At 63.3% G+C, this 26,562-nt stretch carries 25 protein-coding genes; 8 read left to right on the top strand and 17 right to left on the bottom strand.

Annotated elements, in window-relative coordinates; translation table 11 throughout:
• Positions 1 to 40 precede the first annotated feature (40 nt).
• Positions 41 to 217: a hypothetical protein gene (locus LDN70_RS01425; RefSeq protein ID WP_223941497.1), complete on the top strand. Its 177-nt coding sequence runs from the start codon at positions 41 to 43 to the stop codon at positions 215 to 217.
• An 87-nt stretch (positions 218 to 304) separates the two neighbouring features.
• On the opposite strand, the gene LDN70_RS01420 is transcribed toward LDN70_RS01425, so the two are convergent.
• The gene (locus tag LDN70_RS01420; RefSeq protein ID WP_223941496.1) at positions 305 to 1,720 is read right to left on the bottom strand and encodes an aminotransferase-like domain-containing protein; all 1,416 of its coding nucleotides are present in this window, start codon (positions 1,718 to 1,720) and stop codon (positions 305 to 307) included.
• Here LDN70_RS01420 and LDN70_RS01415 point away from each other — a divergent pair.
• From LDN70_RS01415 to LDN70_RS01405, 3 genes are read left to right on the top strand one after another with little or no spacing between them, the layout of a single operon-like run.
• On the top strand, positions 1,719 to 2,651 hold the full coding sequence (locus LDN70_RS01415) for a DMT family transporter (RefSeq protein ID WP_223941495.1): 933 nt from the start codon (positions 1,719 to 1,721) through the stop codon (positions 2,649 to 2,651). The genes LDN70_RS01420 and LDN70_RS01415 overlap by 2 nt on opposite strands.
• Before the next feature lie 28 nt (positions 2,652 to 2,679).
• Positions 2,680 to 3,303: an FMN-binding negative transcriptional regulator gene (locus LDN70_RS01410; RefSeq protein WP_223941494.1), complete on the top strand. Its 624-nt coding sequence runs from the start codon at positions 2,680 to 2,682 to the stop codon at positions 3,301 to 3,303.
• A gap of 18 nt (positions 3,304 to 3,321) precedes the next feature.
• Positions 3,322 to 3,723 carry a VOC family protein gene (locus LDN70_RS01405; protein ID WP_142937125.1) on the top strand — a complete coding sequence of 134 codons (402 nt, stop codon included), beginning with the start codon at positions 3,322 to 3,324 and terminating at the stop codon, positions 3,721 to 3,723.
• On the opposite strand, the gene LDN70_RS01400 is transcribed toward LDN70_RS01405, so the two are convergent.
• Together LDN70_RS01400 and LDN70_RS01395 are read right to left on the bottom strand one after the other, a co-directional pair.
• A complete protein-coding gene (locus LDN70_RS01400) occupies positions 3,720 to 4,238 on the bottom strand; it encodes a GNAT family N-acetyltransferase (protein ID WP_223941493.1) in 519 nt (172 codons plus the stop codon). The genes LDN70_RS01405 and LDN70_RS01400 overlap by 4 nt on opposite strands.
• Positions 4,235 to 4,720 (bottom strand): SRPBCC family protein, encoded by a 486-nt coding sequence (locus LDN70_RS01395; RefSeq protein ID WP_223941492.1) that lies wholly within the window; start codon positions 4,718 to 4,720, stop codon positions 4,235 to 4,237. Before LDN70_RS01395 ends, LDN70_RS01400 begins: the two co-directional genes overlap by 4 nt.
• Before the next feature lie 74 nt (positions 4,721 to 4,794).
• Here LDN70_RS01395 and LDN70_RS01390 point away from each other — a divergent pair, with 74 nt between their 5' ends.
• Positions 4,795 to 5,922: an FUSC family protein gene (locus LDN70_RS01390; protein WP_223942573.1), complete on the top strand. Its 1,128-nt coding sequence runs from the start codon at positions 4,795 to 4,797 to the stop codon at positions 5,920 to 5,922.
• Here the strand turns inward: LDN70_RS01390 and LDN70_RS01385 are convergent.
• From LDN70_RS01385 to LDN70_RS01375, 3 genes are all read right to left on the bottom strand, one after another.
• Positions 5,919 to 6,350, bottom strand: a complete 432-nt coding sequence (locus tag LDN70_RS01385) for a hypothetical protein (RefSeq protein ID WP_142937050.1) — start codon at positions 6,348 to 6,350, stop codon at positions 5,919 to 5,921. The genes LDN70_RS01390 and LDN70_RS01385 overlap by 4 nt on opposite strands.
• Before the next feature lie 68 nt (positions 6,351 to 6,418).
• Positions 6,419 to 8,167 (bottom strand): sigma-70 family RNA polymerase sigma factor, encoded by a 1,749-nt coding sequence (locus LDN70_RS01380; protein WP_223941491.1) that lies wholly within the window; start codon positions 8,165 to 8,167, stop codon positions 6,419 to 6,421.
• 201 nt (positions 8,168 to 8,368) lie between these two features.
• Entirely contained in the window at positions 8,369 to 9,148 is a 780-nt protein-coding gene (locus LDN70_RS01375; RefSeq protein WP_223941490.1) for an SDR family NAD(P)-dependent oxidoreductase, read from the bottom strand.
• Between the two features lie 58 nt (positions 9,149 to 9,206).
• Here LDN70_RS01375 and LDN70_RS01370 point away from each other — a divergent pair, with 58 nt between their 5' ends.
• Positions 9,207 to 10,511 (top strand): BNR-4 repeat-containing protein, encoded by a 1,305-nt coding sequence (locus LDN70_RS01370; RefSeq protein ID WP_223941489.1) that lies wholly within the window; start codon positions 9,207 to 9,209, stop codon positions 10,509 to 10,511.
• Here LDN70_RS01370 and LDN70_RS01365 read toward each other — a convergent pair.
• The 7 genes from LDN70_RS01365 to LDN70_RS01335 all read right to left on the bottom strand — a co-directional run bounded on the left by LDN70_RS01365 (position 10,508) and on the right by LDN70_RS01335 (position 18,580).
• Positions 10,508 to 11,284: an NUDIX hydrolase gene (locus LDN70_RS01365; protein ID WP_223941488.1), complete on the bottom strand. Its 777-nt coding sequence runs from the start codon at positions 11,282 to 11,284 to the stop codon at positions 10,508 to 10,510. The genes LDN70_RS01370 and LDN70_RS01365 overlap by 4 nt on opposite strands.
• Positions 11,281 to 12,420, bottom strand: a complete 1,140-nt coding sequence (locus tag LDN70_RS01360; protein ID WP_223941487.1) for an AAA family ATPase — start codon at positions 12,418 to 12,420, stop codon at positions 11,281 to 11,283. Before LDN70_RS01360 ends, LDN70_RS01365 begins: the two co-directional genes overlap by 4 nt.
• A 1-nt stretch (position 12,421) precedes the next feature.
• A complete protein-coding gene (pnuC, locus tag LDN70_RS01355; protein WP_223941486.1) occupies positions 12,422 to 13,087 on the bottom strand; it encodes a nicotinamide riboside transporter PnuC in 666 nt (221 codons plus the stop codon).
• Positions 13,088 to 13,249: 162 nt separating this feature from the next.
• A complete protein-coding gene (locus LDN70_RS01350) occupies positions 13,250 to 15,094 on the bottom strand; it encodes an IucA/IucC family protein (protein WP_223941485.1) in 1,845 nt (614 codons plus the stop codon).
• On the bottom strand, positions 15,091 to 15,681 hold the full coding sequence (locus LDN70_RS01345) for a GNAT family N-acetyltransferase (RefSeq protein WP_223941484.1): 591 nt from the start codon (positions 15,679 to 15,681) through the stop codon (positions 15,091 to 15,093). The genes LDN70_RS01350 and LDN70_RS01345 overlap by 4 nt, the downstream gene beginning before the upstream one ends.
• Positions 15,678 to 17,021 carry a lysine N(6)-hydroxylase/L-ornithine N(5)-oxygenase family protein gene (locus tag LDN70_RS01340; protein WP_223941483.1) on the bottom strand — a complete coding sequence of 448 codons (1,344 nt, stop codon included), beginning with the start codon at positions 17,019 to 17,021 and terminating at the stop codon, positions 15,678 to 15,680. Before LDN70_RS01340 ends, LDN70_RS01345 begins: the two co-directional genes overlap by 4 nt.
• Positions 17,018 to 18,580, bottom strand: coding sequence for a pyridoxal phosphate-dependent decarboxylase family protein (locus tag LDN70_RS01335; RefSeq protein WP_286198874.1), 1,563 nt, complete (start codon positions 18,578 to 18,580; stop codon positions 17,018 to 17,020). The genes LDN70_RS01340 and LDN70_RS01335 overlap by 4 nt, the downstream gene beginning before the upstream one ends.
• Positions 18,581 to 18,868: 288 nt before the next feature.
• Here LDN70_RS01335 and LDN70_RS01330 point away from each other — a divergent pair, with 288 nt between their 5' ends.
• Positions 18,869 to 19,240, top strand: coding sequence for a hypothetical protein (locus tag LDN70_RS01330; protein ID WP_142937061.1), 372 nt, complete (start codon positions 18,869 to 18,871; stop codon positions 19,238 to 19,240).
• A 61-nt stretch (positions 19,241 to 19,301) separates the two neighbouring features.
• Here LDN70_RS01330 and LDN70_RS01325 read toward each other — a convergent pair whose 3' ends face one another.
• Both LDN70_RS01325 and LDN70_RS01320 read right to left on the bottom strand, forming a co-directional pair.
• Positions 19,302 to 22,259 carry a CLIPPER-2 domain-containing protein gene (locus tag LDN70_RS01325; protein WP_223941482.1) on the bottom strand — a complete coding sequence of 986 codons (2,958 nt, stop codon included), beginning with the start codon at positions 22,257 to 22,259 and terminating at the stop codon, positions 19,302 to 19,304.
• Between the two features lie 205 nt (positions 22,260 to 22,464).
• Positions 22,465 to 24,084 carry a sigma-70 family RNA polymerase sigma factor gene (locus LDN70_RS01320; RefSeq protein ID WP_223941481.1) on the bottom strand — a complete coding sequence of 540 codons (1,620 nt, stop codon included), beginning with the start codon at positions 24,082 to 24,084 and terminating at the stop codon, positions 22,465 to 22,467.
• A gap of 118 nt (positions 24,085 to 24,202) precedes the next feature.
• Between LDN70_RS01320 and LDN70_RS01315 the strand changes: the two genes are divergently transcribed.
• On the top strand, positions 24,203 to 24,781 hold the full coding sequence (locus LDN70_RS01315; protein WP_223941480.1) for a hypothetical protein: 579 nt from the start codon (positions 24,203 to 24,205) through the stop codon (positions 24,779 to 24,781).
• Positions 24,782 to 24,785: 4 nt separating this feature from the next.
• On the opposite strand, the gene LDN70_RS01310 is transcribed toward LDN70_RS01315, so the two are convergent.
• Positions 24,786 to 25,142 (bottom strand): GNAT family N-acetyltransferase, encoded by a 357-nt coding sequence (locus tag LDN70_RS01310; RefSeq protein WP_142937065.1) that lies wholly within the window; start codon positions 25,140 to 25,142, stop codon positions 24,786 to 24,788.
• Positions 25,139 to 26,494: an acyltransferase family protein gene (locus LDN70_RS01305; RefSeq protein ID WP_142937066.1), complete on the bottom strand. Its 1,356-nt coding sequence runs from the start codon at positions 26,492 to 26,494 to the stop codon at positions 25,139 to 25,141. Before LDN70_RS01305 ends, LDN70_RS01310 begins: the two co-directional genes overlap by 4 nt.
• Between the last annotated feature and the right edge of the window lie 68 nt (positions 26,495 to 26,562).

Below are 26,562 nucleotides of genomic sequence, written 5' to 3'. Positions count from 1 at the left end.
TATTTCGCACCGGGAAGACCTGGAGGCCTGGCTGGAGCACTTGGACAGGGAAGGTGTTCCGCACTCCCCCGTCATTGATGCTTCGGTGGCCTGGCTTGTGGTCCTTAAGGATCCGGAAGGCCACGAGATCCATCTCATGACCCGCGAACGGCATGGGTTCGATCAGACCGGTCGCGCAGGCTACGGCCGTACGGTGGCCGAAACACCTGCAGGCTGACCGGCGCAACCCCGGCGCAACCCCGTCGCTCCCCCGCGCCTGCGTCGCTGCCCCGCGACGGAATAGCGGGCCGGCAACGGGAAAGCGTCAGGATCCCAGCAACCCCCGCACCGCCTCGCCCATGATCCGCATACCTTCAGGAAACGCTCCCGGGTTGGGACCGGCATAGTTGAGCCGGACATAGGGCCCCTCGGGTTCCGCGGGGAACCACTCCGTCCCTGCGGCAATGAGCACCCCGGCCGCTTCGCAATCCTTGGTGAGACGTTCGACGTCGAACCCGTCCGGCATCCTGAGCCACAGGTTCAAGCCGCCCTTGGGCAGATGGCTGAGATGGGCTTGCGGCACATGCTCCCGCAGGCTGGTCACCAGGAGGTCGCGGCGTGACTGGAGCTGGTGCTTGAGGCCGCGCAAGTGCGTCTGCCAGCCCGGCTGCGTGACCACGTCCAAGGCTGCCGCCTGCAGCAGGCCGCTCACGTACATGGACTCGGCCGCCTGCGCACCCATGATGCGTTCACGAGCCGGGCCGCGCGCGATCGCCGCTGCGATCCGAATGGACGGTGACACGCTTTTAGTCAGCGAGCGGATGTACACCACGTGCCCGGAGTCGTCCTTGGCAGCTACCGGGACGGAGGGTGCCGTGATGCCGAAGTCGTGGGCCCAGTCGTCCTCCACCAGGAAGGCTCCATGCCTGCGAACAATCTTCAGCACTTCCTCGCCACGACGCGCCGCCCACTGGGCACCCGTGGGATTGGCGAAATTGGGCTGCGCATAAAACAGTCTGGCACCGGACTCCTCAAAGGCCCTGTCCAGCTCTTCGGGATCCGGCCCCTCCGGGCCGCTGGGAACAGGAATCACCTTCACGCCCGCCTGGCCGGCAGCCAGCAGCGCACCCCAATAGCTGGGCGATTCCACCAGCAGTGGCTGTCCGTGGCCCACCAGCCCGCGGAAAATCGAGCTGAGGCCGCTTTGGCTGCCGGGAAGAACCACGACGTCGCTGGGCTGGGGTGGCGTGACGCCCACCGGCGTTGAGGTACTGAGTTCCTGCGCGAACCAGGTCTGCAGTTCGGGGATACCCTGCGCCGGCGGCCGGGACAGGGCTGCCTCGCCGCGGGCTGCGCGGGTCAGTGCTGCACGGACCAGACGTTCCGGAAGCAGTTCGCGGTCCGGATACCCCGAGTGGAACGCGATGACGTTGTTGGAAGCGCTCCGCATCGCGGCGGAGTTCAGCGGACGTGCGGTCTGGGCTGATCGCAGGGCAGCCGTCTGCCAGCCGTAGTCCGACGGCCTCGCTGTCCGGAATGCGCGGACGAATGTTCCAACGCCGGGGCGGCTTTCAATCAGGCCTTGCGCCGTGAGGGTCCGCAGGGCTTTTTGGACAGTCACCGGGCTCGCTTGGTACTCGGCCACCAGGTGCCGGGTTGATGGCAGCTTTGCCCCGGGCGCCGCATCAGCGATCCACTCCTTCAATCGCAGGGCGATCCGGGAACTGCTATCGTTGTTCATGAGTCACAATAGTAGCGCTACTATGCATTCGCGGGCAGTGATATCCGCCCGGACGTCCACCGGAATCTGGTGGGGCCTGCTGGGCGTCCTGGCCTTTTCCTTCACAGTTCCCTTCACCCGCGTGGCTGTTGAGGGCATGTCTCCCCTGTTCATTGGAGCCGGCCGGGCCGTGGTCGCCGCACTGCTGGCGGCATTGGCCCTGGGCATCACCAGGCAGCGGTTGCCCCGCGCTTCCCAATGGTTGCGTTTGGCCGTGGTGGCCGGAGGTGTGGTTGCCGGCTTCCCGCTGCTGACAACTTTTGCCCTCACCAGCACCTCAGCCAGCCATGGAGCGGTGGTGATCGCGCTGCTCCCGGCTGCCACGGCCACAGCGGCCGTGATTCGCGGACGGGAACGCCCGCGTCCCTTGTTCTGGGTCCTGACGCTCACCGGAGTGGTGGCGGCCTTGGTCTTTGCGCTGGTCCAGTCCGGAGGGTTCGGCTCGCTCCACTGGGCGGACTTGCTCCTGCTGGCTGCCGTGCTTGCCGCTGCTGTTGGCTACGCAGAAGGTGGCATGCTGGCCCGCGAACTCGGATCGTGGCAGACCATCTCCTGGGCGCTGGTGGTCGCCTCGCCAGTGATGATCATCCTGACTGCGGTTTCGCTCAGCTCCGGACTGCCCTCCGCATCCGGCGCCCAGTGGCTCTCCTTTGCCTATTTGGGGGTGGTGAGCATGTTCCTGGGCTTCTTTGCCTGGTACCGGGGCCTCGCGATCGGCCCCATGGCCCAGGTAAGCCAAATCCAACTGGTCCAACCCGTGATGACCATTGCGTGGGCCTGGATGCTGCTGGGCGAGTCCATCACCTGGATCACCGTGGTAGGTGGCCTCGCGGTGATCATCTGCGCCGGCGCCGCCGTTAGCGTGCGCCTCAACCCGCCGTCGAACTCCTGATTATTCCGGTTCTGAAAGGACGTACTCCATGTACACCCCAGCACACTTTGCCGCATCACCGGAGGCTGTTGACTCGCTCCTGACCGGAGCCCGCGCAGCCAATCTGGTCACCACGTCAGAGCATGGACTGCTCGCCACTCTTCTGCCGTTTGTTTACGAGCCCACGGTGGGTGAGCACGGCGCCTTGCACGCACATATGGCCCGTAATAACACTCAGTGGTCCTCGCCTGCGATCGGCGAGTCACTGATGATCGTCCAAGGTGCCGACGCCTACATTTCGCCGTCCTGGTACGCCTCCAAAGCGGAGCACGGCCGGGTGGTGCCCACGTGGAATTACTCCACGGCACACGTTTACGGTCAGCTTGTTATCCACGACGATGCCGACTGGCTGGGCAGGCACGTCCGCCGGCTCTCCAATCACCACGAGGCCGGGATGCGGGACCCGTGGAGCGTGGAGGACGCGCCCCAGCGGTTCATCGCCGGCCAACTGAGGGCGATTGTCGGCGTCGAACTCTTGATTTCCCGGGTGGAGGCCAAGGCCAAGCTGAGCCAGAACCGTCCTGCCGCGGACATCGACGGTGTGATCGCCGGGCTCCGTGAACGTGGTGACGCTGCGAGCGCCGCCGATGTGGAACGGGCCCGGACCTCGTAGACTCGGCGCATGCCTGAGATCGCCGCCGCCCCTGTTGGTTCCATCCACCACCTGGAAATCTGGGTGCCCATCCTGGAGCGGGCCAGGGAAGAGTGGGGTTGGCTGCTGGGCGAGCTCGGCTATGAGCCCTTCCAGGAGTGGCCCACCGGGTGCAGTTGGAAGCTCGACGGCATGTACGTGGTGGTGGAGCAGACCGATGCCATTACCGGTACAACCCACCGCCGCACTGATCCCGGGGTGAATCACGTGGCCTTCCATGCAGGCACCCGGGAGAACGTGGACAGGATCCGGACGCTCGGCGCGGACGCAGGCTGGTACGAGATGTTCGAGTCCAAGTATCCGCACGCCGGCGGCCCGGACCACTACGCCGCGTACCTGCTCAACACGGACAGCTACGAGGTGGAGCTGGTGGCGGGCTAACTACCTGGCGGGACCGCGGCGCGCCACATGGCAACGCGCGGCCAACGGGTCAGGCCCAACTCAACCTCGTGCTCCATCAGGTGGGCCAGCTGCGGACCCCAGCTGCCGGCGTCGAGCACTTCAAAACCAAGGCGGCGATAATACGGGGCGTTCCACGGCACATCCCGGAACGTGCTGAGGGTTTGCCTGTGCATTCCGTGGCCCCGCGTCCAGACGCGCGCGGCATGCAGCAGTTCCCGGCCAAGGCCCTGGTGCGCATGATCCGGATGAACGCTGACTTGCTCCACGTGGCCTTCGCCGTCCACGATGTCCGCCAACAAATACGCCACCGGGTAGTCGAGCCCATCCACAGAAACCCATGCGCGCCCGGCTGTGGCATAACTGTTCAGCTCATGGATGGAGAGCGGCTCGTCGTCCGCGATGGAGTCCATCCCTAAAGCCCGGAAAGCCTGGCCCGCGGCACGCTCGATCTCCTGCAGAATCAGCAGGTCGTCCGCATGCGCGAGCCTGATCATTGCCGCGGGTCCTGGGCTTTAGGGGTTTGGGCTGGCTGATACTGGGCAATAAGAAATTCGTTGCGCTTCTCAATCAGGTTCTGCAGGTAGCGGGCCAGGACCAGCTTCTCCACCAGCCTGCCCAGCGGACCGAACGGCGCCGCGAATTCCACCGTATCCACCATGAGGGTCCCGCGGCCTTCGGGCCGGAACTCGTGGGTGTGGCGGAGGTACTTGAAAGGGCCCTCCACCTGCTCATCAGAGAACGACGACGGCGCCTCCATCCGCGTGATGCGGCTGGTCATGCGGAACCGGACTCCCAAGTGCCACGCCTGCCAGGTGACAGTCTCACCTTCGGAGATCAGCCCGGTGGTGACGCCGCCGATTGCTTTCTCGCGGCTCTGGGTCATGGACCCCACGTGGGCATCGATGTTGCGGGAAAGATCGAACAGCTCCTGCGGTGACATGGTGGAGCGGGTGCGGCAGACGAAAGCGACGGGCATACCTCGATCTTCCCAGACCTTTCCCCGTACGCGCGCCCAAGCCCACTACGGGTTGTGACCGGGCTTATGGCGGCCTGGGCGGCGACACTGCTAATTTGCAAAGACAACCCCTAGCCGATTGGTGGTGTTCCTCTGTGACCGGATTGATGGTCCACGCCCGCGAACTCCACCGGTTGGGCCCTGCCAACAACGATCGCCTCTCGGCTGTGCGGGTGGCCCTGAGTGTGGCAGTACCCGGGCTGTTCCTCATTCTCATAGGCCGCCCGGATCTCATGATGTACGCCGTTTTCGGTGCGCTGACCGGAATGTACGGGCGCAACGAAACACATCAGCTGCGGCTCAAGCACCAAGCCCAGGCGGCCCTGTTCCTGGTGGGCGGGCTGGCCATCGGCGTGTTCCTTTCCGTCAACCACATCCACTCCTGGTGGCTGGTACTGGTGGCCACCCTGTTTGCCGGCGTCGGGTCGCTATACGCCGACGCCGTGCGCCTCAAACCGATCGGCCCGTTCTTCGGCATCCTCGCACTGGGCGCCTGCGCATCCGTGCCCACCAATGTTCCGTTCACGACGGCGGTACTCATCGCGGCAGCGTCCGCCGCCTTTTCCATGGTGGTCGGTTTTACCGGCTGGTTCCGGCGACGCACGTGGGACTCCGGCGCTGCCCGCGACATCCCCGTCCTCCGCGGCCCGCTGCGTCAAGCCGCTCTGGTCCATGCCGCCCGCTATTCCCTGGCGGTCAGTGCCGCGGGCGCCATCGGCGTCCTCAGCGGAAGCGGCCACCCGCACTGGGCCATGGCCGCCGCGGCCGTGCCCCTCGCCGGTGCCGACCTCCCAAGCCGCGTCCACCGAGGTATCCACCGGATTGTGGGGACGTTCCTCGGGTTGGCGGTTGTCGCCGTCGTACTTTTTCCCAGTCCGCTATCGCCGCTTCAGTACTTCCCCGGTCAAACCGCGGTGGTACTGGCTGTGCTGGTGGTGCTGTGCCAGTTCCCCACGGAGTTGTTCATGGCACGGCATTACGGGTGGGCCATGGTGTTCTTTACCCCGGTGATCCTGCTGATCGCCCAGCTGGCCTCCCCCATGGATCCGGGCGTGCTGGTGATGGAGCGTGCCATCGAAACGTTCGTGGGAGCCGTGGTTGGCATCGCGGTTGCTGTGCTGGTGCGGGCACCGCGGGGCCGGGTTCCTGAGAAAACGGGCTAGTTCGTTACTACCAGGATGTTCGGGTGGATTTTCGTCAGGCCGCTCGATTCCAACTGCTTGGTGTCGTAGCCATCGGACACCAGAACGGCGGATTTCTGGTCGGGGCCACCAATCCTCAACAACTCTCCCTGGATGGAATCGCTACAGCCACTATGCGAGAAATACGCGTCGGCGGATCCTACGATCAGGCACGTCGGCCGGTGTTGCTTGCCTTCCCCCAAGTAGTACTTTTTTCCGTTAGCCTCAGCCACCAGAAGGATCTTTTCCAGCTCAACTTCGCCCATGGTCAGCCCTTCCGGGGCCGTGTCTGCCTCCGTCGCCTCCCGTTGCAACGCCTCCAAACCGGAGTAGCTGGTACCTGAGCAGCCGCTCAGCAGCAGTCCCCCTGCAACCATTGCCACCGCGAATGTCAAGGATCCGTTCTTCATAGCACTGCCCCCTCAGGCTCGAATGAAGTGCCATAGTAACCCGATGGGCGCTAAGGGCCCTGGTCACGTCAGAAGGTGTTGGAAAAGGTCACCGTCCCTATGCCTGTGCCGCTGAATGAGTAGTCGAGCGTAGCCACCTCCGCCTCGTCCTGCTTGGACACTCCGAGCAGGAACGTCAGGTCATCCGGGTCCACGGCGGTGCTGGTGCAACGGAATTGCGTTGTGGCAGCAGCCTCCTTTAAACAGGTCCAGCCCGCCGGTTCAACGAGCTTGCCCGGGATCATGTCCGTGCCGGCGGAAATCGTAAAGACCACCTCGGCGGACGCGGGCACCGCCGTTTGGTCCTTGAGGCGGAAAGTGACAGTGACGTTGGTGTCCGACGCCGTTGTGCCCGGCACAGCGGTGAACGTGGCCGTCACTGCAGGCAAGGGAGCCGGCGTTTCGCTGGGGCCGGGGCTCGGCGTGGGGATGGGCGTTGGGCTTGCTGTCGGGTTCGGCGAAGGACTTACGGAAGGTGCCGGCGTGGGCTGCAGCGGCGGCAAGGTGGCAGGGTCCGAAGGTGCAATGGTAGGCAATGGCTGAAGCGCTGGCGGCAGAGTTTCACCCGGCGATGGCCACGGACTGGGTAAGGGGCCGGGGTCTGGTGTGGTGCTGGGCGGGAAGGGGTAGAAGGCCGGCTTCTCGGGGCTGCCTTGGGACGGATCGCTGAAGTCCGGTAATAGCGGATACTCCTCCGAAATGTCCTCAGCAACCGGTGGGATCAGCGGATTCGTGGGCTCACCCGGGGATGGCGATGCACCCACAATCGGCGGCTCGGAGGTGGTGGCGCCCGCAACTCCCAGCGCCATGGCGGCACTCGCTGCCACTGCTGCCACCGCCAAGACGCCAGCGCCCACTTTCCAGGGCAGGGAAATTCCCCGGGGTTCCACCCCGCGGATGACGGTGCCGCCTGGTGCCGACCCAGTGCCACCGGCTCCCCCGCCTCCGCCTGCGAGCGCAGGGAAGGCCGAGCTGAAGGCTACCCCTGCTACCAGCGGGAAGATCCATGCGCGCATGGCGGACTGAACGTCACTGAGGTCAAGGAGCAGGGCGGTGCATTTGGGGCAGCCTTCCAGATGTTCCTGCACCCGGGCTTGCTTGCGCCGGCTCAATCCTTCGCGCGAGTACGCACCCAATTGCGTTGAGTATTCCTCGCAATCTTCCCCTGCCGATGTACTGATGTGGTTTTGGAGGTACGCCTGGCGCAGGCCCTCCCGCGCCCGGAGTGCGAGTGCGGACACTCCATTGGGCGTCAGGCCCAGGAGCGGCGAAGCGGCTGCAGGCTTCAGCCCTTCAATGTCCACGTACCAAAGGACTTCCTGCCAGCGTTCCGGTAGGGACCGGAACGCCTGAGCCACCGCCGCAGATTCGAACTTCGCTACGGCGGGATCATCATGGGCATCCACGGTATCCAGAATGTACGATTCGGATGTCGGGCTGGTACGGGTCGCGTCCCGGTTGACGCGGTGGGCCACACGCCGAACCGCAGTCAGCAGATAGGCGCGGAAAAAGGAATCGGGCCCCTTCCCGGCAGCCAGGGACTGATAGACCGAGGCAAACGCATCCGCCACAACATCGTCAACATCAGCAAAATTATCCAGCTGGGCGGCGGCCACGGTTCGAGCCATGGGCTGATGCCGCGCATAGAGCGTCTCGAACGCGGCCGTGGTTCCTGCTCGGACAAGAAGCACCAGGCGTGCGTCGCTGTCCTCGACGGCGACCGTTCCGCCGTCGTGTCCTCCCTGTCTGGAGCCGTCCGTGGGAGCTGCCTCGTCCATGCGTTACCTGCTTCGGACACGGCATGGTTCGCGGGAAAGCGGGACGACTCGCGGGCCCCGTTTGCGGGACCACGCTGCTGTAGCCCCAGCGCAGCAGCCGCGCCCGGTGCCGCACTCCAGCATCAGCCTAAAGCCAGCCACCCCGTCAGGAAAGCAGCCGCAGGACAATTTTTGGGGCTTATGGTTCCAACGGCCGGCGAGCTAGGGTTCCAACCGCCGGCGAGGCGGGCCGGACGTGAGCTTCGCCGGGAGGACACGGGCGAAGAAGCTGACCACCTTGTACCGACGCGTCGGAATGGAGACTGCCTTGCCTTTGGCGTTGTCCTCCAGCCCTTCGCGCACTACGCGATCGGCTGTCAGCCATAGGAATCGGGGTGCAACGGATTTGTCCATGCCCATGCGATCGTGGAATTCGGTGTGGGTGAAACCGGGGCAAACGGCCGTGACCTGCACGCCGGATTTCGCGTAGGCGGTGTTGGCCCACCGGCTGAAGGTCACTTGCCAGGCTTTGGCCGCCGAGTAGCTGCCCCTATTGGCGAACGCTGCCACACTGGCGACGTTAATGATCCGTCCCTTCCCCCGGGCCAGCATGACTTCCAATGCCGCGTGGCTCAGCTCCATGGGTGTCTGGACGTGGAGCCGCAGGTGCCGGCGTTCCTCGTCCAGCTCATTCCGTTCGAACGACTTCAACAGCCCGATTCCGGCATTGTTAACAAGGACATCCACAGGCCGTGAAGCGTCCCGCAAACGGTCTGCGACGGCTGAGACGCCGACGTCGGTGGTCAAGTCCGCGGAAAGGACCTCCGCCGAGATACTGAAGTCGCGTTCAAGTTCCTCGGCTGTTTCTTTGAGGCGCTGTTCATCCCGGGCGACCAGGATCAGGTGGTGTCCGGCTTCGGCAAGTTGGCGGGCGAATTCTGCACCGAGACCGGCGGTGGCCCCGGTTACCAAGGCTGTAAGTTCGTTGGCTCGAGTGGTCATGCGCCTAGACTAGTACCCACACCGGAATTGAAACGATGCAAAGCGGCAAAGGATTCCCATGGTCAACTCTTTCCCCCAAGAGCCACTTGTCCTCAACAACAACGGGGCGTGGTGTTGGTTCCAGGACGAGCGCGCACTGATCGACCCCGCAAACAACACCTTGCTGGTGGGCTCGGTCGCTGCACCTGAAGGACAGGGTGGTGCGGAACGTGGCGGCAACATTGAAGTTGCGGTGGTGAACCTTGCTACCGGTCAGAGCCGCGTCCACGTACTCCATGAAAGGTTGGAGTCCGATGACCACAACACTCCCGCCCTCCTCATCCGGCCCGACGGCCACTATGTGGCAATGTACGCCAAGCACAAAACGGACAACTACTCCCGCTGGCGCGTCTCCACCAAGCCGCACGACGCTTCCCAGTGGGAACCGGAGCAGCAGTTCGATTGGACGGAACTCGCCGACGGTCGCGGCGCCACCTACTCCAACCTGCACGCTCTAAGCACCGAAGGCCGGGTCTACAATTTTGTCCGCGCCATCAACGACGACCCCACGCTGATGATTTCCGAGGACCACGGCAGCACCTGGAGCTACGGCGGCAAGCTCTTCACCAGACCCAAAATCGGTTACGTCAACGGCTACACCCGCTATGCCGGCAACGGCACGGACCGGATCGACCTCATCACCACGGACCACCACCCACGCGACTACAACAACAGCATCTACCACGGCTACATCCAGGGCGATGCGCTCCACGACGCCGAGGGCAAGGTGGTCAGCAAGCCCGTGATCGGCTCAGCCGGGATCAACCAGACGGCCCTCACCACCGTTTTCGAAGCCGGGCTAACGCTCGACGGCGATGTCCTCACCCATGGCTGGACTACTGACCTTCGCCGGCAAGGCAAGGAACTCGCGGCGATCCTCACGTGCCGGGCCAACGACGTGAACGGTCCGCTGCAGCGGGAGCAAAGGCTCGACGTCGACGATCACCGCCTGCTGTACGCCCGCTTTGATGGGTTGCGCTGGAAGCTGCATCCCCTCGCCGTCGCCGGTCCCGGCTTGCTACCGCACGAGCAGGACTACACCGGGCTGGGTGCTGTGGACCCGAACAACCTGGATCGCGTCTACATCTCCGCACCCGTGGACCCGCGAACCGGTGCAACCACTGCGCACTACGAGATCTACCGGGGCCGGACTTCCGATTCCGGCGCCAGCTGGACATGGGAAGCCATCACCGAGGGATCGGATGTGGACAACCTCCGGCCCATGGTCATTCCCGGCGATCCCTCGGTCCACGCAGTGTGCTGGTTCCGGGGATCAATGAGCTCGTCGCAGAGCTACTCCACGGAGGCAATGCTGCTTCTCTAACGCGCTAGATGGGTTGTTGGGTTTGCCAAGTTCGTTGGGTTCGCCATGGGCGGATGGATGTGCCGGTCAGTGGCGGTGAACAGCGCTGCCGGGGCACCACCGGTAGCCGCCCTCGCTTTTCGGCCTGTGTCAGTCAGGTGGGACATCATCTTTCGGGTGAAGTTTCCCGCCGGAAGGGTGGTGTCCCACACTGCGTCGTAGACGGTGCGAAACTGCGTCAGGGTGAACTCGTGCGGCAGCAGGCGGGCTGCGACCGTGGTGTATTCCATCTTGCCGGCCAGCCGCCGCAGACCGTCCTGCAGGATTTCGAGGTGATCGAAGGCCAGATCGTTGCTGCGCAGGACGTCGTGGACAGGGTGCCATGCAGCAGCTGCGGCGTCGGACCCTGCGGCAATCCCCGGTAGTACGCTCCCGTCCGTCGCGAGCAGGGCCAGGTGGGCAACGGAAACCACTCGCATCCGCGGGTCTCTATCCGGGCTGGTGTACGTGGCCAACTGCTCGATGTGTACCGGCAACTTCCCAAGGTCCAGCCCCGTCTCTTCTACGAGCTCCCGTTGTGCCGCTTGTTCGGCAGACTCCTTAGGTCCGACGAAACCACCGGGCAGCGCCAGCTCATCCTTAAACGGATGCCCGCCCCTGCGAACCAGCGCCACGTTCAAAGCGCCCGCGGACACCGCGAAGACCACCAGATCTGCGGTGAGGGCCACGGAAGGGTAATCCCCGGGGTTATAGCTTTGGAGGAATTCCTTCGCGGACTGTGAATTCGCCGTCATGCCGATGCCCTTTCCAGAACGGATGGGGCCACAACGGATGGGGCCAGAACGGTTCGGCTTGCCCACGGCGGTGAAGTGAATCCGCTCCGTTGCGCAAGGATGAGGTCAATCGTCTCGACGGCAGTCTTCACACGCCGATCATGGTCACCTGTGACCAGAATCCAGGAATGCCCCTCCTCGGTCAGGGTTTCCTTGAACCACTCGGTCATTTCTGCCCGCCGGTGCTCGCCTTCACGCCACCCGTCGTCTTCAAAGTCCACGCCCTCGTGATCGGTGATCAAGTACAGATCCCTGCGGGGCAGAACATCTGCCGCGTGGAAGGAGCCAAAGCTTCCTTCGCCGAGGTAGTACCGCTCCCACAGCGTGGTGGCCAGGGCATCGGTGTCTGCTATCACCAAGGGGCAGGCATCCGCTGCCGCGTTTTCCATCGCGTTCTGCCGTGCGCCAATCAAACTGAAGTCCTCGGCGGTCCACACCATGTCCTCTATACCGGCGTCGGGCGTCTCCGAGCGGAGGCGGTGGAACTTCTCGTAGGTGAACTGACGGCCATACTCGGGGACGTCGGCAATCCGGGGGAACCTCGGCCGGTAATGTTCGGTCAGCGCGTTGGCCAAAGTGGTGGTGCCAGTGGACTCGGCGCCCACCACGATGATCCGCGTTGCCAGTTCCTGGCGGGCGGGAGCGATGATGTACGGCCATGAGGTGCCGAGGTCCTCCCTGCATATGGTGCCGCTGATCGGATAGGCCTGCCGGGACGGGTCCACCGGCACGTGCTCTGCTCCGAAAGCCGCAGCAAGGCGTGAACCGTATTCTTCGGAGCTGAAGACCGCGTCGATTGTTGTCACACCATGGCTCTTCAAGGCCAGCCGCATCAGCTCGTTCTGGGCAGTCCAAATTTCGTCCGAGTGGTAGTCCTCGGGGCAGTCATTGCGCATTCCGAAGATTTCCACTCCGTGGACGTCATCGAATTCAGCGGCCAGCCACCTGACCCGTTCATCAATAGTGATGGACTCAAAACGGCTGCCAAGTACCAGGACGGCAACCTTCCGGGACTGGGCCGCGGCGGTGGCTATCAAATGTGCGTGGCCCGCGTGCGGCGGGTAGAACTTGCCGATGACCATTGCTTGCTTGTACATCTCAGGCTCCTGCCTTGATGGCTTCGGGGGTGGCCGGCGTTGCAGCGCTTCGGGTGCGCTTCCAGTCGATGAGTCCATAGACGCAGAGAGCGAGAAACCCGAGGTAGAGGATGGCGGTCAACGTCAGGCCGCGGCTGAAGTAGAGCGGGATGGAGACCACATCGATGAAGATCCACACGTACCAGTGCTGGAAGATCTTTTTGGCCTGCCCGTAGGTGGCCACCAGGGATGCGGTCAGCACGAAAGCGTCCGGCCAGGGAACCTGGGAATCGGTTCCGTGGGTGAGGACCATCGCCACAACTGCAGTACCGATCGCCGTGGCCCCGAGGCCAAGGAAAAGCTCTTTACGGCTGGCATCCCGAATGGGGAGGTCGTTCCGGCTGTCCGTACCGGTATTGCCGCGGATCCAGTTGTACCAACCGTAGACAGCGACAGCGGCGAAAATGACCTGCAGGACGGTTTCACCGTACAGACCGGCTCCGAGGAACAGGATAATGAACGCGATGTTGTTCAGGATTCCTATGGGCCAGTTCCACAGCTTCTGCTTCGCGACTCCATAGACGCAGGCTGCGCCGGTGACGAACCCAATGATTTCGATCCAGCTCACCGGACTGCCGAAGAGGTTGGGAAGTGCCGCAGAGTTCATCCAGTCGAGCAGCGCCATCATCGTCATCCTTCAGTTCGTTATTATCATTCTGACAATAATGACTGTAGCAGGGTTATCGTCACTTTGACAATAACCCTGTGGGGGGCGATGACGGCAGGGACCGCAGGAAGTGCCACAGCCCTGCGGTCCCCAAGCTTCCCCTAGGGCTTCCCCAGGGTCTGCCTAAGCAAACTTAGCCAAGGGGTTGGCCAAGCGGCCGGCCATCTGGAGCCCGCCGGAGGGATCGGAGATGTCCAGCATCTGCTGGTTGTTCCTCAATTGCAGGCGATTGAGGCAGGACAACTCAAAGTCCGGCGCAAAGAGATCGTGCATAGCGAACTGGTCAGCAAGCTCCGGGTGGCGCTGCTGGTACTCCCGCAGTACGGAGGCAGCGGTCCCCCAGAACTCGTCCTCGCGCAGCGTCCCGTCCTCAACAAGAATGGCTCCGAGGAAGCGGAAAATGCAGTCGAACACGTCCGTGAAAATGGCCAGGACCATTTCCTCGGCAGGGATTTCAGCCTTGACGCGGGAGACTTCCTCCGGAAGCTCCAGCCTGTCCCCCATGACCACGATTTCCTCGGCGATGTCCTTCATGATCGCCCGGACGGGCACGCCGTTTTCGAGGATCAGAATGACGTTCTCACCGTGCGGCATGAAAGCGAGCTCGTACTCATAAAGGCAGTGGACCAGCGGCACGAGGTAGGCCTCGAAGTAGCGGCGAAGCCACTTGGTGGGCGCCAGGCCGGACCGGGAAATCAGGGCAGAAACCACGGAGTTTCCGGACGAATCCACGTGCAGCAGCGATGCCATGGTGGCCAACTGCTGGCCGTCCTCCAGCAGCGGCAGCGGACTTTCCCTCCACAGGGCAGAGAGCATCTTGCGGTAGGGCGAACCCTTGGCCGAGGCAGCCTCGTAGTAGTGGTTGTGGTACCCGATTGCCGCGGTTTCACGGATCATGGCCAGGCCCCGGTTCTGGAGCTCCTGGTCATTGCCGATCAGTTCCTGCAGCCAGTCATTGATGGCCGGAGTTGCCTTCATATACTGCGGAGACAACCCGCGCATGAAGCCCATGTTCAGCACAGACATGGCCGTCTTGACGTAGGCCTTCTCCGGGAAATCGGTATTGAAGAACGTACGAATGGACTGCTGCGCCTGGTACGAATCTTCGCCCGTACCAAGGTTCACGATGTGGCGCTGGGCGATTTCTGCCGCGAACGTCACCGTGAGCTTGTTGTCCCACTGCCACGGGTGGACGGGCATGAGGAGGTAGTCCTCCGGATCCAGCCCGGATGCGGACAGTTCCGCGTTGAACCACGCAAGAGTGGCCGGCCCCAGTTCAGCCTCGAAGTGCGTCCGGTAATCCAGCCCAGCACTCGATGTGAACACAGCCTTGCTGCGGTGCACGGCTATCCACTGCAGCTTCACGGTTGCACCGGTCTCCGGAGCGAACGCGTGGTAGTCCGCAATCCCGAATCCAAGCCTGCCGTTGTTGGCCACGAAACAAGGGTGGCCCTCGGTCATGCTGTGCTCAATGGCCTGGAAATCAGCGGCCCGGTCAGTCCCACCCGTGATGCCCGCGGCCAATTCGGCCGAGCTGAACGGCTTGCCCTGTTTGTAGGCATGGCTGGCCAGCGTGCTGCTGATTTCCTCCAGATACACGGGCAGCATTTCCTGGCGGATGGCCAGGGCCTCGTGGAACTCGGCAATGAAGTCCAAGGCATCCACAGGGAGCTCTTTGCCGTCCCGCAACCGAACGATGGATTCGGCGGTGACGGACCAGTGCTCCAATTGCAGCAGCTTGGCGCGGAAACGGTATTCCGTAGCGTCGTCATCGCTCACCACCTTGTAAAGCCCCACGCCGGCGCCCTCCTGGCGGATCAGCTCCGGGACCAGGATGCGCTCGTGCGAGAATTCGGCGATCGCCTTTCGGACCAGGTGCCGGTTGGCGGCTGCCCAGCGTTCCGGGGTCAGGTGGGACACGGAATCAACAGCCGCAGTGGTGGTGGCGTTATCGGCAGTGGTGGTCACAGGAATTCTCCTCTGGTCGCCGCGGCAGGCGCGGCCAGAATCGGGGTCAGGGTAGCGAGAAAATCCTCACGGGTGCAGAAGCTCAGCAGCCCTTGCTTATGGTCTTCGGCGGGGTCGACGGCGGGAAGGGTCACCACGCCGTGCGGCCGGAAACCGACCTTCTCGTTCAGGACATGGATTTTGTGGTTGCGGGCGTCAGGCTCGACGACGACCCGCCGGGTCACCGGGTCGGCGAACAGTTCCGCCATCACGGACTGCATGACGCCGGTGGTAAAACCAGGCTGGGGATCGCCTGCGGGCGGTGACACCAGAAGGTGCATGCCAACATCACCGGGTTGGACCTCGTAGACGTCTGCCAGCGGCGAGGACTCCGGCCGGTACCGCTCCATGAGGAAGGCGGGGACGCCGTCGTCGAGCCCCAAAAAGGCTTGGTGATGGCCCGATTCGGCAATCTTGGAGTACTCCTCCACAACATCCTGCTCGGTGGCCGAAACCATGCCCCAGAATCGCGCGTATGCCTGACTCACCCAGCTGTGGAGGACAGGTGCGTCCGCTACGGGATCGATGGGCCGGAAGGTGAAGCTCATACTGTTGCCCCCGCTGTCTCAGCTACGCTGGCAGGCACGGCAGCAGGCGCGCCGAACTGCTGGAACGCGATGCTTCGCTCGATCGGATACACCTCGCGGCCGGTGATTTCGCGCAGGATGCAGGAGTTGCGGTAAGCAGCCATGCCGAGGTCCGGGGTGACGAAGCCGTGGGTGTGCAGCTCGGCGTTCTGGACGAAGATTTCGCCAGCCTCCACACCGGTGCCGTAGTTCCGATCGACGTCGAAACGGCCCTTGGAGTCGCGGCGGATCCGGTCCTGGATACCGGCCAGGAAGGCGGGCTCCTTGTAGCTGTACCCGGTGGCGAGGACCACGGCTTCGGACTCCAGGCTGTAGCTCTTCCCGTGCTCCTCGTGGTGCAGCTGGAGCGTGTGGGTGCCCGTGGCAGCGTCCCACTCCGCGGCGGTGAGCGACGAGTGCGTGTGCAGCTGCGTGTCCACCATTCCGGAGAGGCTCTTGGTGTACAGGAGATCGTAGATGTCGTCGATCAGGTCCGAGTTGATGCCCTTGTAGAGGTTCTTCTGGCTCTTGATCAGGGAATCGCGCTGCTCCCCCGGGAGCGAGTGGAAGTAGTCAACGTACTCCGGCGAGGTCATCTCCAGGGTGAGCTTGGTGTACTCCAACGGGAAGAAACGGCCTGAACGGGTTACCCAGTTGAGCTGGTAGCCGTACACATCGATTTCCTGAAGCAACTCGTAGTACAGCTCCGCAGCACTCTGGCCGCTGCCCACTATGGTGATGCTGCGCTTGGACTGCAGCTCACTCTTCCTCGACAGGTAATCGGCGTTGTGGAGGACAAGTCCTCCGGCGTCCACTATCCCTGCACAGGAATCCGGAACATAGGGCGAGGTGCCGGTGCCCAGGACCAGCTTGCGGGCGCGAAGCACCTCGGCCCCCTCCGGGCCTTGCACCGAAAGCCGGTACACGCCGTCGTCGTACGTCACATCCAGCACATCCGTGCTAAAACGAACAGACTCAAGCTGCCCGGCCACCCACTGGCAGTACTGGTTGTACTCGGCACGCAGCGGGTAGAAGTTCTCCCGGATATAGAAGCGGTACAGCCGGCCGGTCTGCTTCAGGAAGTTCAAGAAGGAGAACGGCGACGTCGGATCGGCGAGCGTCACGAGGTCCGCCATGAACGGAACCTGCAGGTGCGCCGGCTCCAGCATCATGCCAGGGTGCCAGTCGAAGGACTCACGGCGGTCCAGGAACACGCAGTCGAGGTTCTCCACAGGCTCGCTCAGCGCGGCCAGGCCCAGGTTGAAAGGCCCGACGCCGATCCCTGCGACGTCGTAGATCTTGCCGTTGTCTTGGGTGCTCACGCTGCAGCCTCCGTGGTGTTCGCCAGCAGCTCGCTGCCCGTCCGGCGGATAAGTTCGATGATTTCCTGGATGTCCCTCAAGCTCGCCTCGGCGTTGAGGAGGGTGAACTTGAGGTAGTGGCGGCCAGCCACCTTAGTGCCGGCAACCACGGCCTCGCCTGAAGCGAAGATCGCTGCGCGGATGGCGGGATTGAGGGCGTCTGCAGCGTCGTCGTCGAGGGCTGCACCGTCCACCATCGGGCGGTAGCGGAATACCAAAGTGCTCAACTGCGGTGCGGCGGCGAGCTCAAACTCGGCGTCCTCAGCCAGCAAGGTCCCTACCCGGGCGGCGAGGTCGATAGCTTCGTCGAAGAGCGCCCCGATTGCATCCGCACCCATGATCCGCAAGGTCAACCACAGCTTCAGGGCATCGAAGCGGCGGGTGGTCTGAATGCTCTTGTCCACCTGATTGGGAATCTCGGCCTTCGCAGCGCTTTCCGGGTTCAGATAGTCCGCGTAGTACGTGACATGGCCCATCATGGAGCCGTTACGGACCAGGACTGCGCTGGAGCTGACCGGCTGGAAGAAAGTCTTGTGGAAGTCCACGGTGACAGAATCCGCCAGGTGAATCCCCTTCAGGAGGTGCCGGTGACGGCCGGACACGATGAGGCCGCCACCATATGCGCCGTCCACGTGGAGCCAGGAATCGTAGGCACGGACCAGTGCCGCCAGCTCGGAGAGCGGGTCAACCGAACCGAAGTCCGTGGTCCCGGCAGTGGCCACAACCGCCATCGGCACCAGACCGGCGTCGTGCGCTTCTGCCAAAGCAGCCGCGAGTGCAGCGGGGTCCATGCGGTGGTCTTCGGTGGTGGGCACGGCAATCACGGCGTCGAAGCCGAGGCCCAACATGGACGCGGACTTCTGGATGCTGAAGTGGCTGTCCGCGGACGTGAAAATCCGGAGCCGGTCCAGCAGGTGCGGCAGGCGGGCGTCCCCGTTCGTCGCCCGCAGCTTGGCGACCGCGTGGTTGCGGGCAATCAGCAGCGCTTGGAAGTTGGACTGGCTGCCGCCGGAGGTGAACACGCCATCAGCGTCGGCATCGAAACCAATGCGCTCCGCGGTCCAATCGATGAGGCGGCGCTCGATCATGGTTGCACCCGCGCTCTGATCCCAGGTGTCCATGGACGAGTTCACGGCCGAGAGCACGGCTTCACCTACCAGCGCGGGGATGACCACCGGGCAGTTCAGGTGTGCGGCGTAGCGGGAATCGTGGAAGTAGATGGCGTCCTTGAGGTAGAGATCGTCCAGCTCTTCCAGGGCAGCGGCCGTGTCCGGCAGCGGTCGCTCCAGGTCCACGGCACCAACTTTGGCTTTCAGTTCTGCATGCCCGACGCCGGTAAACGGCTGGGAGGTCCGCTGGACCTTGGTGGAGACCGCATTGACCCCTTGGAGGACCTGAGCGACGTAACTGGGTGAATTTCGTGCGTTGAACAGCTGGTTTGTGGCAGCGAGGGCCAGTTCCACTTTGGAGCCAAAATCCTGCTCCTGAGCGATCCGCTCTTCGACACTAGGTGACGTCACGTCAGCTTCCTTCCATTGCGTTGGGGCGCTTGTTAGCAAGGTAAGCCTTACTTAGGTAAGCCTTTCCGTCAAACTTTTGTGACCTATTTCGCCTAGAAGGCGGTTTCTCGCGTTTTTCCCGCCCGGGACCGCGTCATTGACTTTCCATCCAGCGACATTGGGTGCAAAATGTGGCTCGCTTTTCGGCCACCCGAAACGTCCACAGCCACCAGCAGCTGCCACCTGCGGCTCGCATCGGGCAGGGAGTAGAGTGCAAGGACTATCGGCAACAAGCGGTTGGGGGACCTCATGCAAGACCACGTTCACGAACGCATCGGTTTCCGCGAAATCGACGAGCACGGCAACGCCATGCCCGCCGTCAGCCCTGACGCGCCCGAACCCGCAGACCCCGCGCATAAACGCGCTTCGCCCAACCCCTTCATCATTGCGCTGTGGGTGCTGGATGCAGGGCTGTTGGGCTTCGGGTTCTGGGCCTTGACCGAAGCAGCGGCAGCGATGGCAGGACCAACACAGTTCAACACATCGGCGCAGCTCAGCTTCATGCTGATGTCCTACACCCCGTACGTACTCCTGGGCGGCCTGCTGCTGGCCGCCGCCCTGCTCTTCTGGCACGCAGTGCAGTGGCAACGTAAGAGACCCTCACCAACAAACTCGGTATAACCGACACAGCATGCGGCACCGGGGATGGGTCCCGGCCGCCGCGCACTTTATGCCCTATGCCCTATGCCTTGGAGCGCTTGCGGCGTCCACTGAGGAGCATGAAAAGCCCCAACCCGGTAACCAGCAGACTGATGGGTAGCACCGTGAGGACAGCCCCGGTGCTGGCCAGGAATCCCTCAGGCTGGCCAGGGACATCCGAAGTCCCGGGGGCATTGGCGGCCCCCGCAGGAGTGGTTGCCGGCGCCGGGTCATCCCCGGCCCCGAACGTACCCGATGGAGGATGCGTACCCGATGGAGGATGCTTACCCGATCCCGGATTGGTACCCGCCGCAGGAGACGTACCCTCCGGGGGCGCCGCCCCATCCGGGGAGACCGGAGGAAAAGTCACAGTAACCCTCGCTGGTGGAGTGATCACCGGGAGTTCCCGCGGAGGCGTACCAGTTGCCGTGGCCGAATAGGTGACGTTTCCGGAGTCGGTATCGGCCTGGGTGACCGCATAACGTGCCGTAGCGGTGACAGTTTCACCGGGTAACAGGGTTCCTGCGGCACCGGGCCAGGCGTAGTCCAGATCCGTGAGAACCTGCCTCTGATGGGCCACTGCCACAGCCGTCAGTGGCGCACTCCCGGCGTTGTGCAGCGTGAACCTGTACACGATCATCTCGCCCACCCGCGTCGGGTCTCCCAGCGCGGAAGCGTCCCCGGTTATCCCGAACTCCAACGTCGAGATGGTGTTCAGCGTAGTGCCTGTTTCACTCTGCGGCGGCGTGACGGAAGGGCCCACGGGAGGAGTACCCGTGGCGGACGCGCTGCTGACCACGCGGCCGGCGTCGATATCCGCCTGAGTGAGCGTATACGTTGCCGCGGCCGTCACGGATTGGCCGGGGAGAATCACGCCCGGAGTACCCGGCCAGTTGTAGTCCAAGGAGGAAAGGCCAACCAGCGGAGCATCGATCTCCACGTCCTTGAGCGTGACGTTGCCGCTATTGGTCGAGGTGAAGGTGTAGGCGATGACATCGCCCACTTTCGACACCTCAGCATCGGGTTTCCTTGAAGACCCGGTGAACTGCATGGCCGGCGCCATCACCAAGGGAGTGTCTGCAACGCCGGTATGTGGAGTGACAGGCGGACCCGCGGGAGGGTTCCCGGTAGCCCAAGCACTGTTGGCGACGTGGCCGGCGTCGATGTCGGCCTGGGTAATGGCATACGATGCGGTCGCTACCAGCAGCTGGCCGGGAAGAAGCTCCCCCGGAATGCCTGGCCAGTTGTAGGCCATGGCAGAAAGGACAGGCTTCGAATCGTTGATCACTACGTCGGTCAGTGTGACGTTTCCCGTATTCCTTACCGTCAACGAGTACCCGATCCGGTCCCCCACAACTGCAGGAGACCGGACGGCGGAAGCGTCGGCCAGGACAGTGACCTCCATGTCCGGCGCCGAGTCGGCCGTGGCGGTCACCACACAGCTGATGTCGGCACCGGCGACGGGAACGATGGCAAGCCAACCGGGGAAGGCCGCGCCGTTGGGTAGGTCCGGCTGCAGTCCGTGGGCGTCGGCACAAGTGATGTTCTTGTCATAGCCGGACAGGTTTGTGCCCGATTGAGTGAGGTAATACGTGGCGCCCGCTGCGGCAACGTACTGGCCAGTGGTGCCGGAACCCGCAGTGACCGTGGCACCGGACCCCGTGGTGGTGGAGTTCACGCTACTGCCCACCACCGGCCCATCGGCCGAGCCTGCCCGGATTTCAGTGGTGAACTGGTCCGAATTCTGCAGGCGTGTCGCATTCAGAGCCGTGCTCATTTCCAGGCGCGGGGCGCGCACGGTCAGGGCAGCGTTCGCTGGCGGGACCAGGTTGGTGGCCATAGAGGCAGGACCGTCAGCGTACGTTCCCTCTACAGCAGCGGTGACGTCCACCGTGATGGTGCACGACGACATGCCCGGCGCCATATCACCGCCGGTCACGGAAATCGAGGGACTTCCGGCCGCCGCAGTCCGCAGCATCGGGCTGGTCCCTGTCGACTGTTCACACGTCCCGCCGAGGTTGGGGGTAGCGGCCACCACAACTCCGGTGGGGAGGGTGTCCGTGAAGAACCAGTCATTCTTCGCTGCCAGTTCATCGGTGTTGGTGACCGTCAGGGTCATTCGGGACGTACCGCCAGGACCCACCAGGGAAGGAGTGAAGGCTTTGTCCAGCTGCGGTGTGACGTCCACAATCTGCGGGAGGTCGAACGCCACATCATTGCCGGCTCCGGTAGTGGTCTCATTCCGGAGTTCCAGACCAAGGGTGGGGTTGATGGTGCCAGCCGGGATTTGGTAGGGAACGGATTGCAGTTTGGTGACGTGAACGCTGGCCTGGGTGCTGCTGCCACACGGATCAAGCCCGGCGCTGAGGACTTGCCGCGTCCCATTGACGAGGAGGCTGAAGGTCTGGCTGGCGTGTGCTGCATGGCAGTTCACTTGGGCGAAGTATGCGGACACAGCGTAGTAGTGGCCCGCTATTGCCGGAACAGCGTTCCCCTCTGTACGGAACTGCACACCGGCCGCGATGCTTCCGGCGGCACTGTTGGTGTACTCGGACAACACCTGATTTCCGGCAGCTTGCTCCGGGCTCTGCCCCTGTGCCAAGCCGAGCTCTACGGCCATCTGCTGGACCTGCGCCCAACCGGCCGGCTGGTTCCTGAGGCAACCGGAGTCAGCCGTGGGCAACGGAGTGAAGGAGTTCAGAATCCAGCCGTCGCATTCGCCGCCCGCCGGCGTGTAAGGCGTGTCAGCTTCATAGCTTTCATGGGCTGCTGCTGGACCGCCCTGATAGTCCAGGATGCCGATGGCCCCGGCCGTGGCGTCCTCGTTGGAGAAGTCCTCAACGTAGACAGTAGTGCCTGCCTGGGCCACGCCAGGTGTTCCAGGTGCCGTGGCCCAGGCAGGCTGCGCTGAGGCTCCACCAAACCCCAGCGACATCACGGCCGTCATCAAAGCCGTAGCGATCATGCCCGCAAGAAGCTTGCGTGGACGTACGTCCTTCATGGGTTTTCCTCAGTGCGCTCAACCAGATGTTCTTGTCGTTGAAAAATCAATGCATCCAACGGGGGCACCGAAAACACAGGAGACCCGAACTTAAGGTGAGGGCAGCGGCCGAATCATGACGCGGAAATCCGAAAAACTTTTTGGGAATCCATCATTTGCCGCGCCAAGGACAAGCCGTCAAGCACAAGCAGTGGGCACAAGTTGCCTAGTGATAGGCGTTGGCGAAGGACTTGTTGGCAATGCCTCGGCCGCCAAACTGGTAATTGAGCATCCCTCCGCGGGCAGCATCCGGCAGGGCGACGCCAAGCCGGAACGCAAGATCGTGAGCGGCCATTGAGGTCGTGACGCAACGGACTTGACGGGGTTGGGAAGCCGTTCCGGCGCACGTCCACCCAGTGGGAGCAGCAGTCCTGTCCGCCACGAAAGTCGCCTGGTCCGGGAGGGTAAAGACCACTTCTCCCGTTGTGGGCGACCCCTCGCCGTCCACCGCGAACTCCACACGGAGCTCCCGTTCCCCGGAACCGGAGCCGGCAGCTGAGGCGAACGTCGCATCGACCGTTTGCGTTTCAGGTGCCGTAGGGCTGGAAGCCGCGGGCGCCGCCGTCGACGACACCGTCCCGGAGTCCACCACCACGGCACTGCGCTTCCCCTCCGCTGGCTGAGTCTCGACGGCGGTGGGTTTCGGCTCGGCGGCCACGGGCGTCTCTGCAGCGGGAACCTGGGCAAGACCCGGTGACACCCCGGTAGCCTCGACCCCCGGCGTTGGGGGTGGCGAAGGCGTTGTAGTTGGCGAGGGTGTTGTGGCTGGAGCTGACGTCGCGTGGACCGGAGGGACTTTCGCACCACCGTCCCCAGCAGCATCGGACTCGGTGGCGGCAGTGGGTTGAAGCAACCATCCGAGGACTCCCACCAGCGCCAGTACTCCCACCACGATCGCCGCCGCTATCTTCCACACGTGGCTGACGCTGCGCGCCGCGATGGTCCCTGGGGTTATGGCTGCTGATCCAAGCGACGCATACGCGGCCGGACTGAAGGCGATGCCCGTCACCAAGGGGAACAGGATGGCCCTCATGCCGCCTTGGACGTCGTTAAGTTCCATCAGCAGGGCAGTGCACTTGGCACAGCCGTCCAGGTGAATCCTGACTCTCTCCGCAGAGGTGCGTCTCAGGGCGTTGCGGGCGTACTTTCCCAATTGGCTGGCGTACTCTTCGCAGCCGTCATCCATCGTCTGGCTGATGTGCTGCTGGAGGTAGGCCTGACGCAGTCCTTCCCTCGCCCGGAGGGCCAACGACGAGACGCCATTGGGAGTGAGCCCCACCAGCGGAGCCGCCGCGGCCGGCTTCAGGCCTTCAATGTCCAGGTGCCAGAGTACGGCCTGCCAGCGTTCGGGCAAGGACTTGAACGCCCTGGCCATGATGCTGGACTCGAGGTCGTTGAGGACGGGGTCGCTGTCCAATACAGCGGAATCCAGGACGGCGTCGTCGGCAGCAGTCGGCATTCGTCGGGCCCTGCGGTTCCGGTCGTGAGCCGTGCGGCGCACCACGGTCAGGAGATAGGAACGGAAGAACTCCTTGGGCCCCTTGCCTTCGGTCAGCAACTGGAAGACTGTGGCAAATGACTCAGCAACAACATCGTCGGCGTCACTGGGATTGTCGGTCTGGGCACGAGCCACATATTGGGCAATCTTCAGGTGCCGCTCATAGAGGACGTCGAAGGCTTCCGTAACCCCCTGACGCACCATGGAAATGATGTGGGGATCGCTTTCAGCGGCCATTGCGAGGGCTGAGGCGTCCCCGCCGCCCTTTACCGAAGTTACATGATCCATAAGCAGTAGTGTGACATCAGATTCCGCGTGACTTGAATCGCGCTCGTCATACCTGTAGAGAACTCATGTTTTTGCATTTTTCGCGTCACGATTCCGTACTTGGCAGCACTAGTGAGTCATGACCTTCCCAACCGCCGCACTGAGCCGAGGAAATACCGGCGTCCGGCGCCCCCTCCTGAAGTTGACGCGCGCACTCCACCAAAAGGCCCACCGGCGTCAGGGGGCCGTGGTTCGGGGATTGCCGCACTGCCGCTCCGGACTGCTTGCCCGCAAGAAGAACGCGGGACATGTCGCCTTGGTCTACGGCGCGGACAGGACTTGGGCCATTCCGGGCGATACTGTCATTTTCACGGCATGGATCACCAACGACTCGGGCAGTTACCTGCGGGACATCGCCTTGATACCGCGTTCCTTCACCAACGAGGGCATGGAGGTACTCCACTACACCACTGAACCTGTCCATCGGGATCTTGAAATCAGCCGCCTGGCCCCTGGCCAATCAGTGATGCGGAGCTTCTCCTACCTGGTCACGGACTCCGATCACCTGCACGGCGGAAGCCTGGTCAGTGCAATGCAGGTCCGGGCCACGTGTCGGGGACAGCTCATCGCCGATGAGCATGACGCCTTGGTCTCCCTCAGCGGAACACCACCGATCTGGCCGTTCCAGACCACCACGGTCCAACGCAAAAAGAGCTGAACGTCTACTCGTTGTTCGGTTGGCCCACAGGCTTCTCAGCAGGCCAATCAACGTCCTGTTCGTAGCCCTCGTGCTTCTTCAAGTACGCGGCAATGTAAGGGCAATGCGGGATGATCCGCTTTCCGGACGCCACCACATCATCCAACGCAAAGTGCGCCAGTACTTTCGCCAGGCCCTGGCCGTTGAACCCCGGCTTCGTCTCAGTGTGAATGAAGTCAATATGACCGGGCTTGTCCATGAACTGGGAAATCACGGCCAACTCTCCGTCCACATGTAGCTCATAGCGGTGAAATTTGTCGTTGCGCACTGTGGTGACGCCAGGGCGGAACGACTCTGCCAGTGAATCCGTGTACTCGGTCATGTTTCGAGATTGGCACGTAAATCCGGCTCTGGCAACGTCCGCAACCGCTCCACGGATACTTCCGCGTCCTCCCGCAGCGGCGGTTGCACCACCGGCGTCGGAACCCTTCCGAGAAGAAGGACGGCAAGGGCGAAGCAGGCCGCTCCCCCGCCCAACAGTGCCAGCGTCAAACCGTTCAAGGCGGCATCAGCCACCGGGACTAAAACCACGACGCCGGCCGTCACCACAGCGGAACGCAACGGACCGCGGGCGTGGCTGGCCGCCGTCGGACGGTTCTCCAAGCGACCAAGAAGCCACACCACAGGGACCAACAGGGCTACAACCGCGAAAAAGACGGGTATTCGCGCCCACCACCACTCTGCGGTCCCGGCCGACGGCTTGGGAACATTAGTGAGCAGCAGCAACCCGGACATGCCCACCAGAAGCGGAAGATGCCACAGATAGATGGTCATGGAGTGCCGTCCTGCAACGGCTATGACTGCCTGGATCCAACGGAAGCCGGCGATCGCCCGAAGACCGGGGTGCAGCAACTGGAGTGTTGCGGCTTGGGAAATGCCCAAGAGGAGCAGGCAGAAATTGGGCGGGTTCAGGTTAACCACCATGTTCCCCGGGTACACGGCCACACCGGTCACCACGCCGAGCAAGAGGTTGCTGGAGACGATGGCCCCAACCAGCCAGGTGCGGCTCCTGTGCTCGAAGAAGCCGTCAGCCATCAGAAAGCCCAGGTGTTGGACGGCGCACCAGAGGAAGATCATGTTCGCGAACGCCAGGACGGGAATGGCGCCGCGAAGGGAATCGACTGTAATGATCAGGGCCACCAGGGCGGCGAATGTCAGAAGTGGCGCGCGTTCGTGAAATCGGGCCATCAGGGGAATGCTGAGTTGCGCTGTGAGGTAGGCCGCCAGGAACCAGAGCGGCATGGCGGCGCCGGCGGTCATTAACTGGATGACCTGCGGGTGGACACCCAGCAGCAGCGCGATCCACAGCCCTCCCCACATGATCGCCAGCAAAGCCATGGCCGGACGCACCAAGCGCAGGAGCCGCACCTGGGCGAAGTCGAATCCAGTCCCGCCAAGCGCCTTCAGCCGACGCCATGATTGCAGACCTGTCACACCGCCCAGGACGAAGAACAACGGCACGATCATGAGTCCCCAAGCCACAGGGGTGAACCAACCCTGCTCCATCAGCACGTTAACGGTAGTGACCGTCCCGTCCTTGTGCAGGACCGGGCTGACCATCATGCAGTGCGCGGCCACCACCAGGAGCAGGCAGGTGAACCGGACAAGGTCGATCACCGGGTCCCGTTGCACAGCCGTCGCCTTGCCGGCGGTAGGATTCGCATCCATCTCCATGGCTCCCCTGCAGTGGCACGCATTTGCGTGCTGACTTCATTGTCCGCCCGGCTGAGGTACGGGACCAG

It is taken from the genome of Arthrobacter sp. StoSoilB22, assembly GCF_019977315.1.
Taxonomy (GTDB): Bacteria; Actinomycetota; Actinomycetes; order Actinomycetales; family Micrococcaceae; genus Arthrobacter.
Note: the sequence above shows the minus strand (reverse complement) of the source record. Positions and strands in the feature narration are given on the sequence as shown.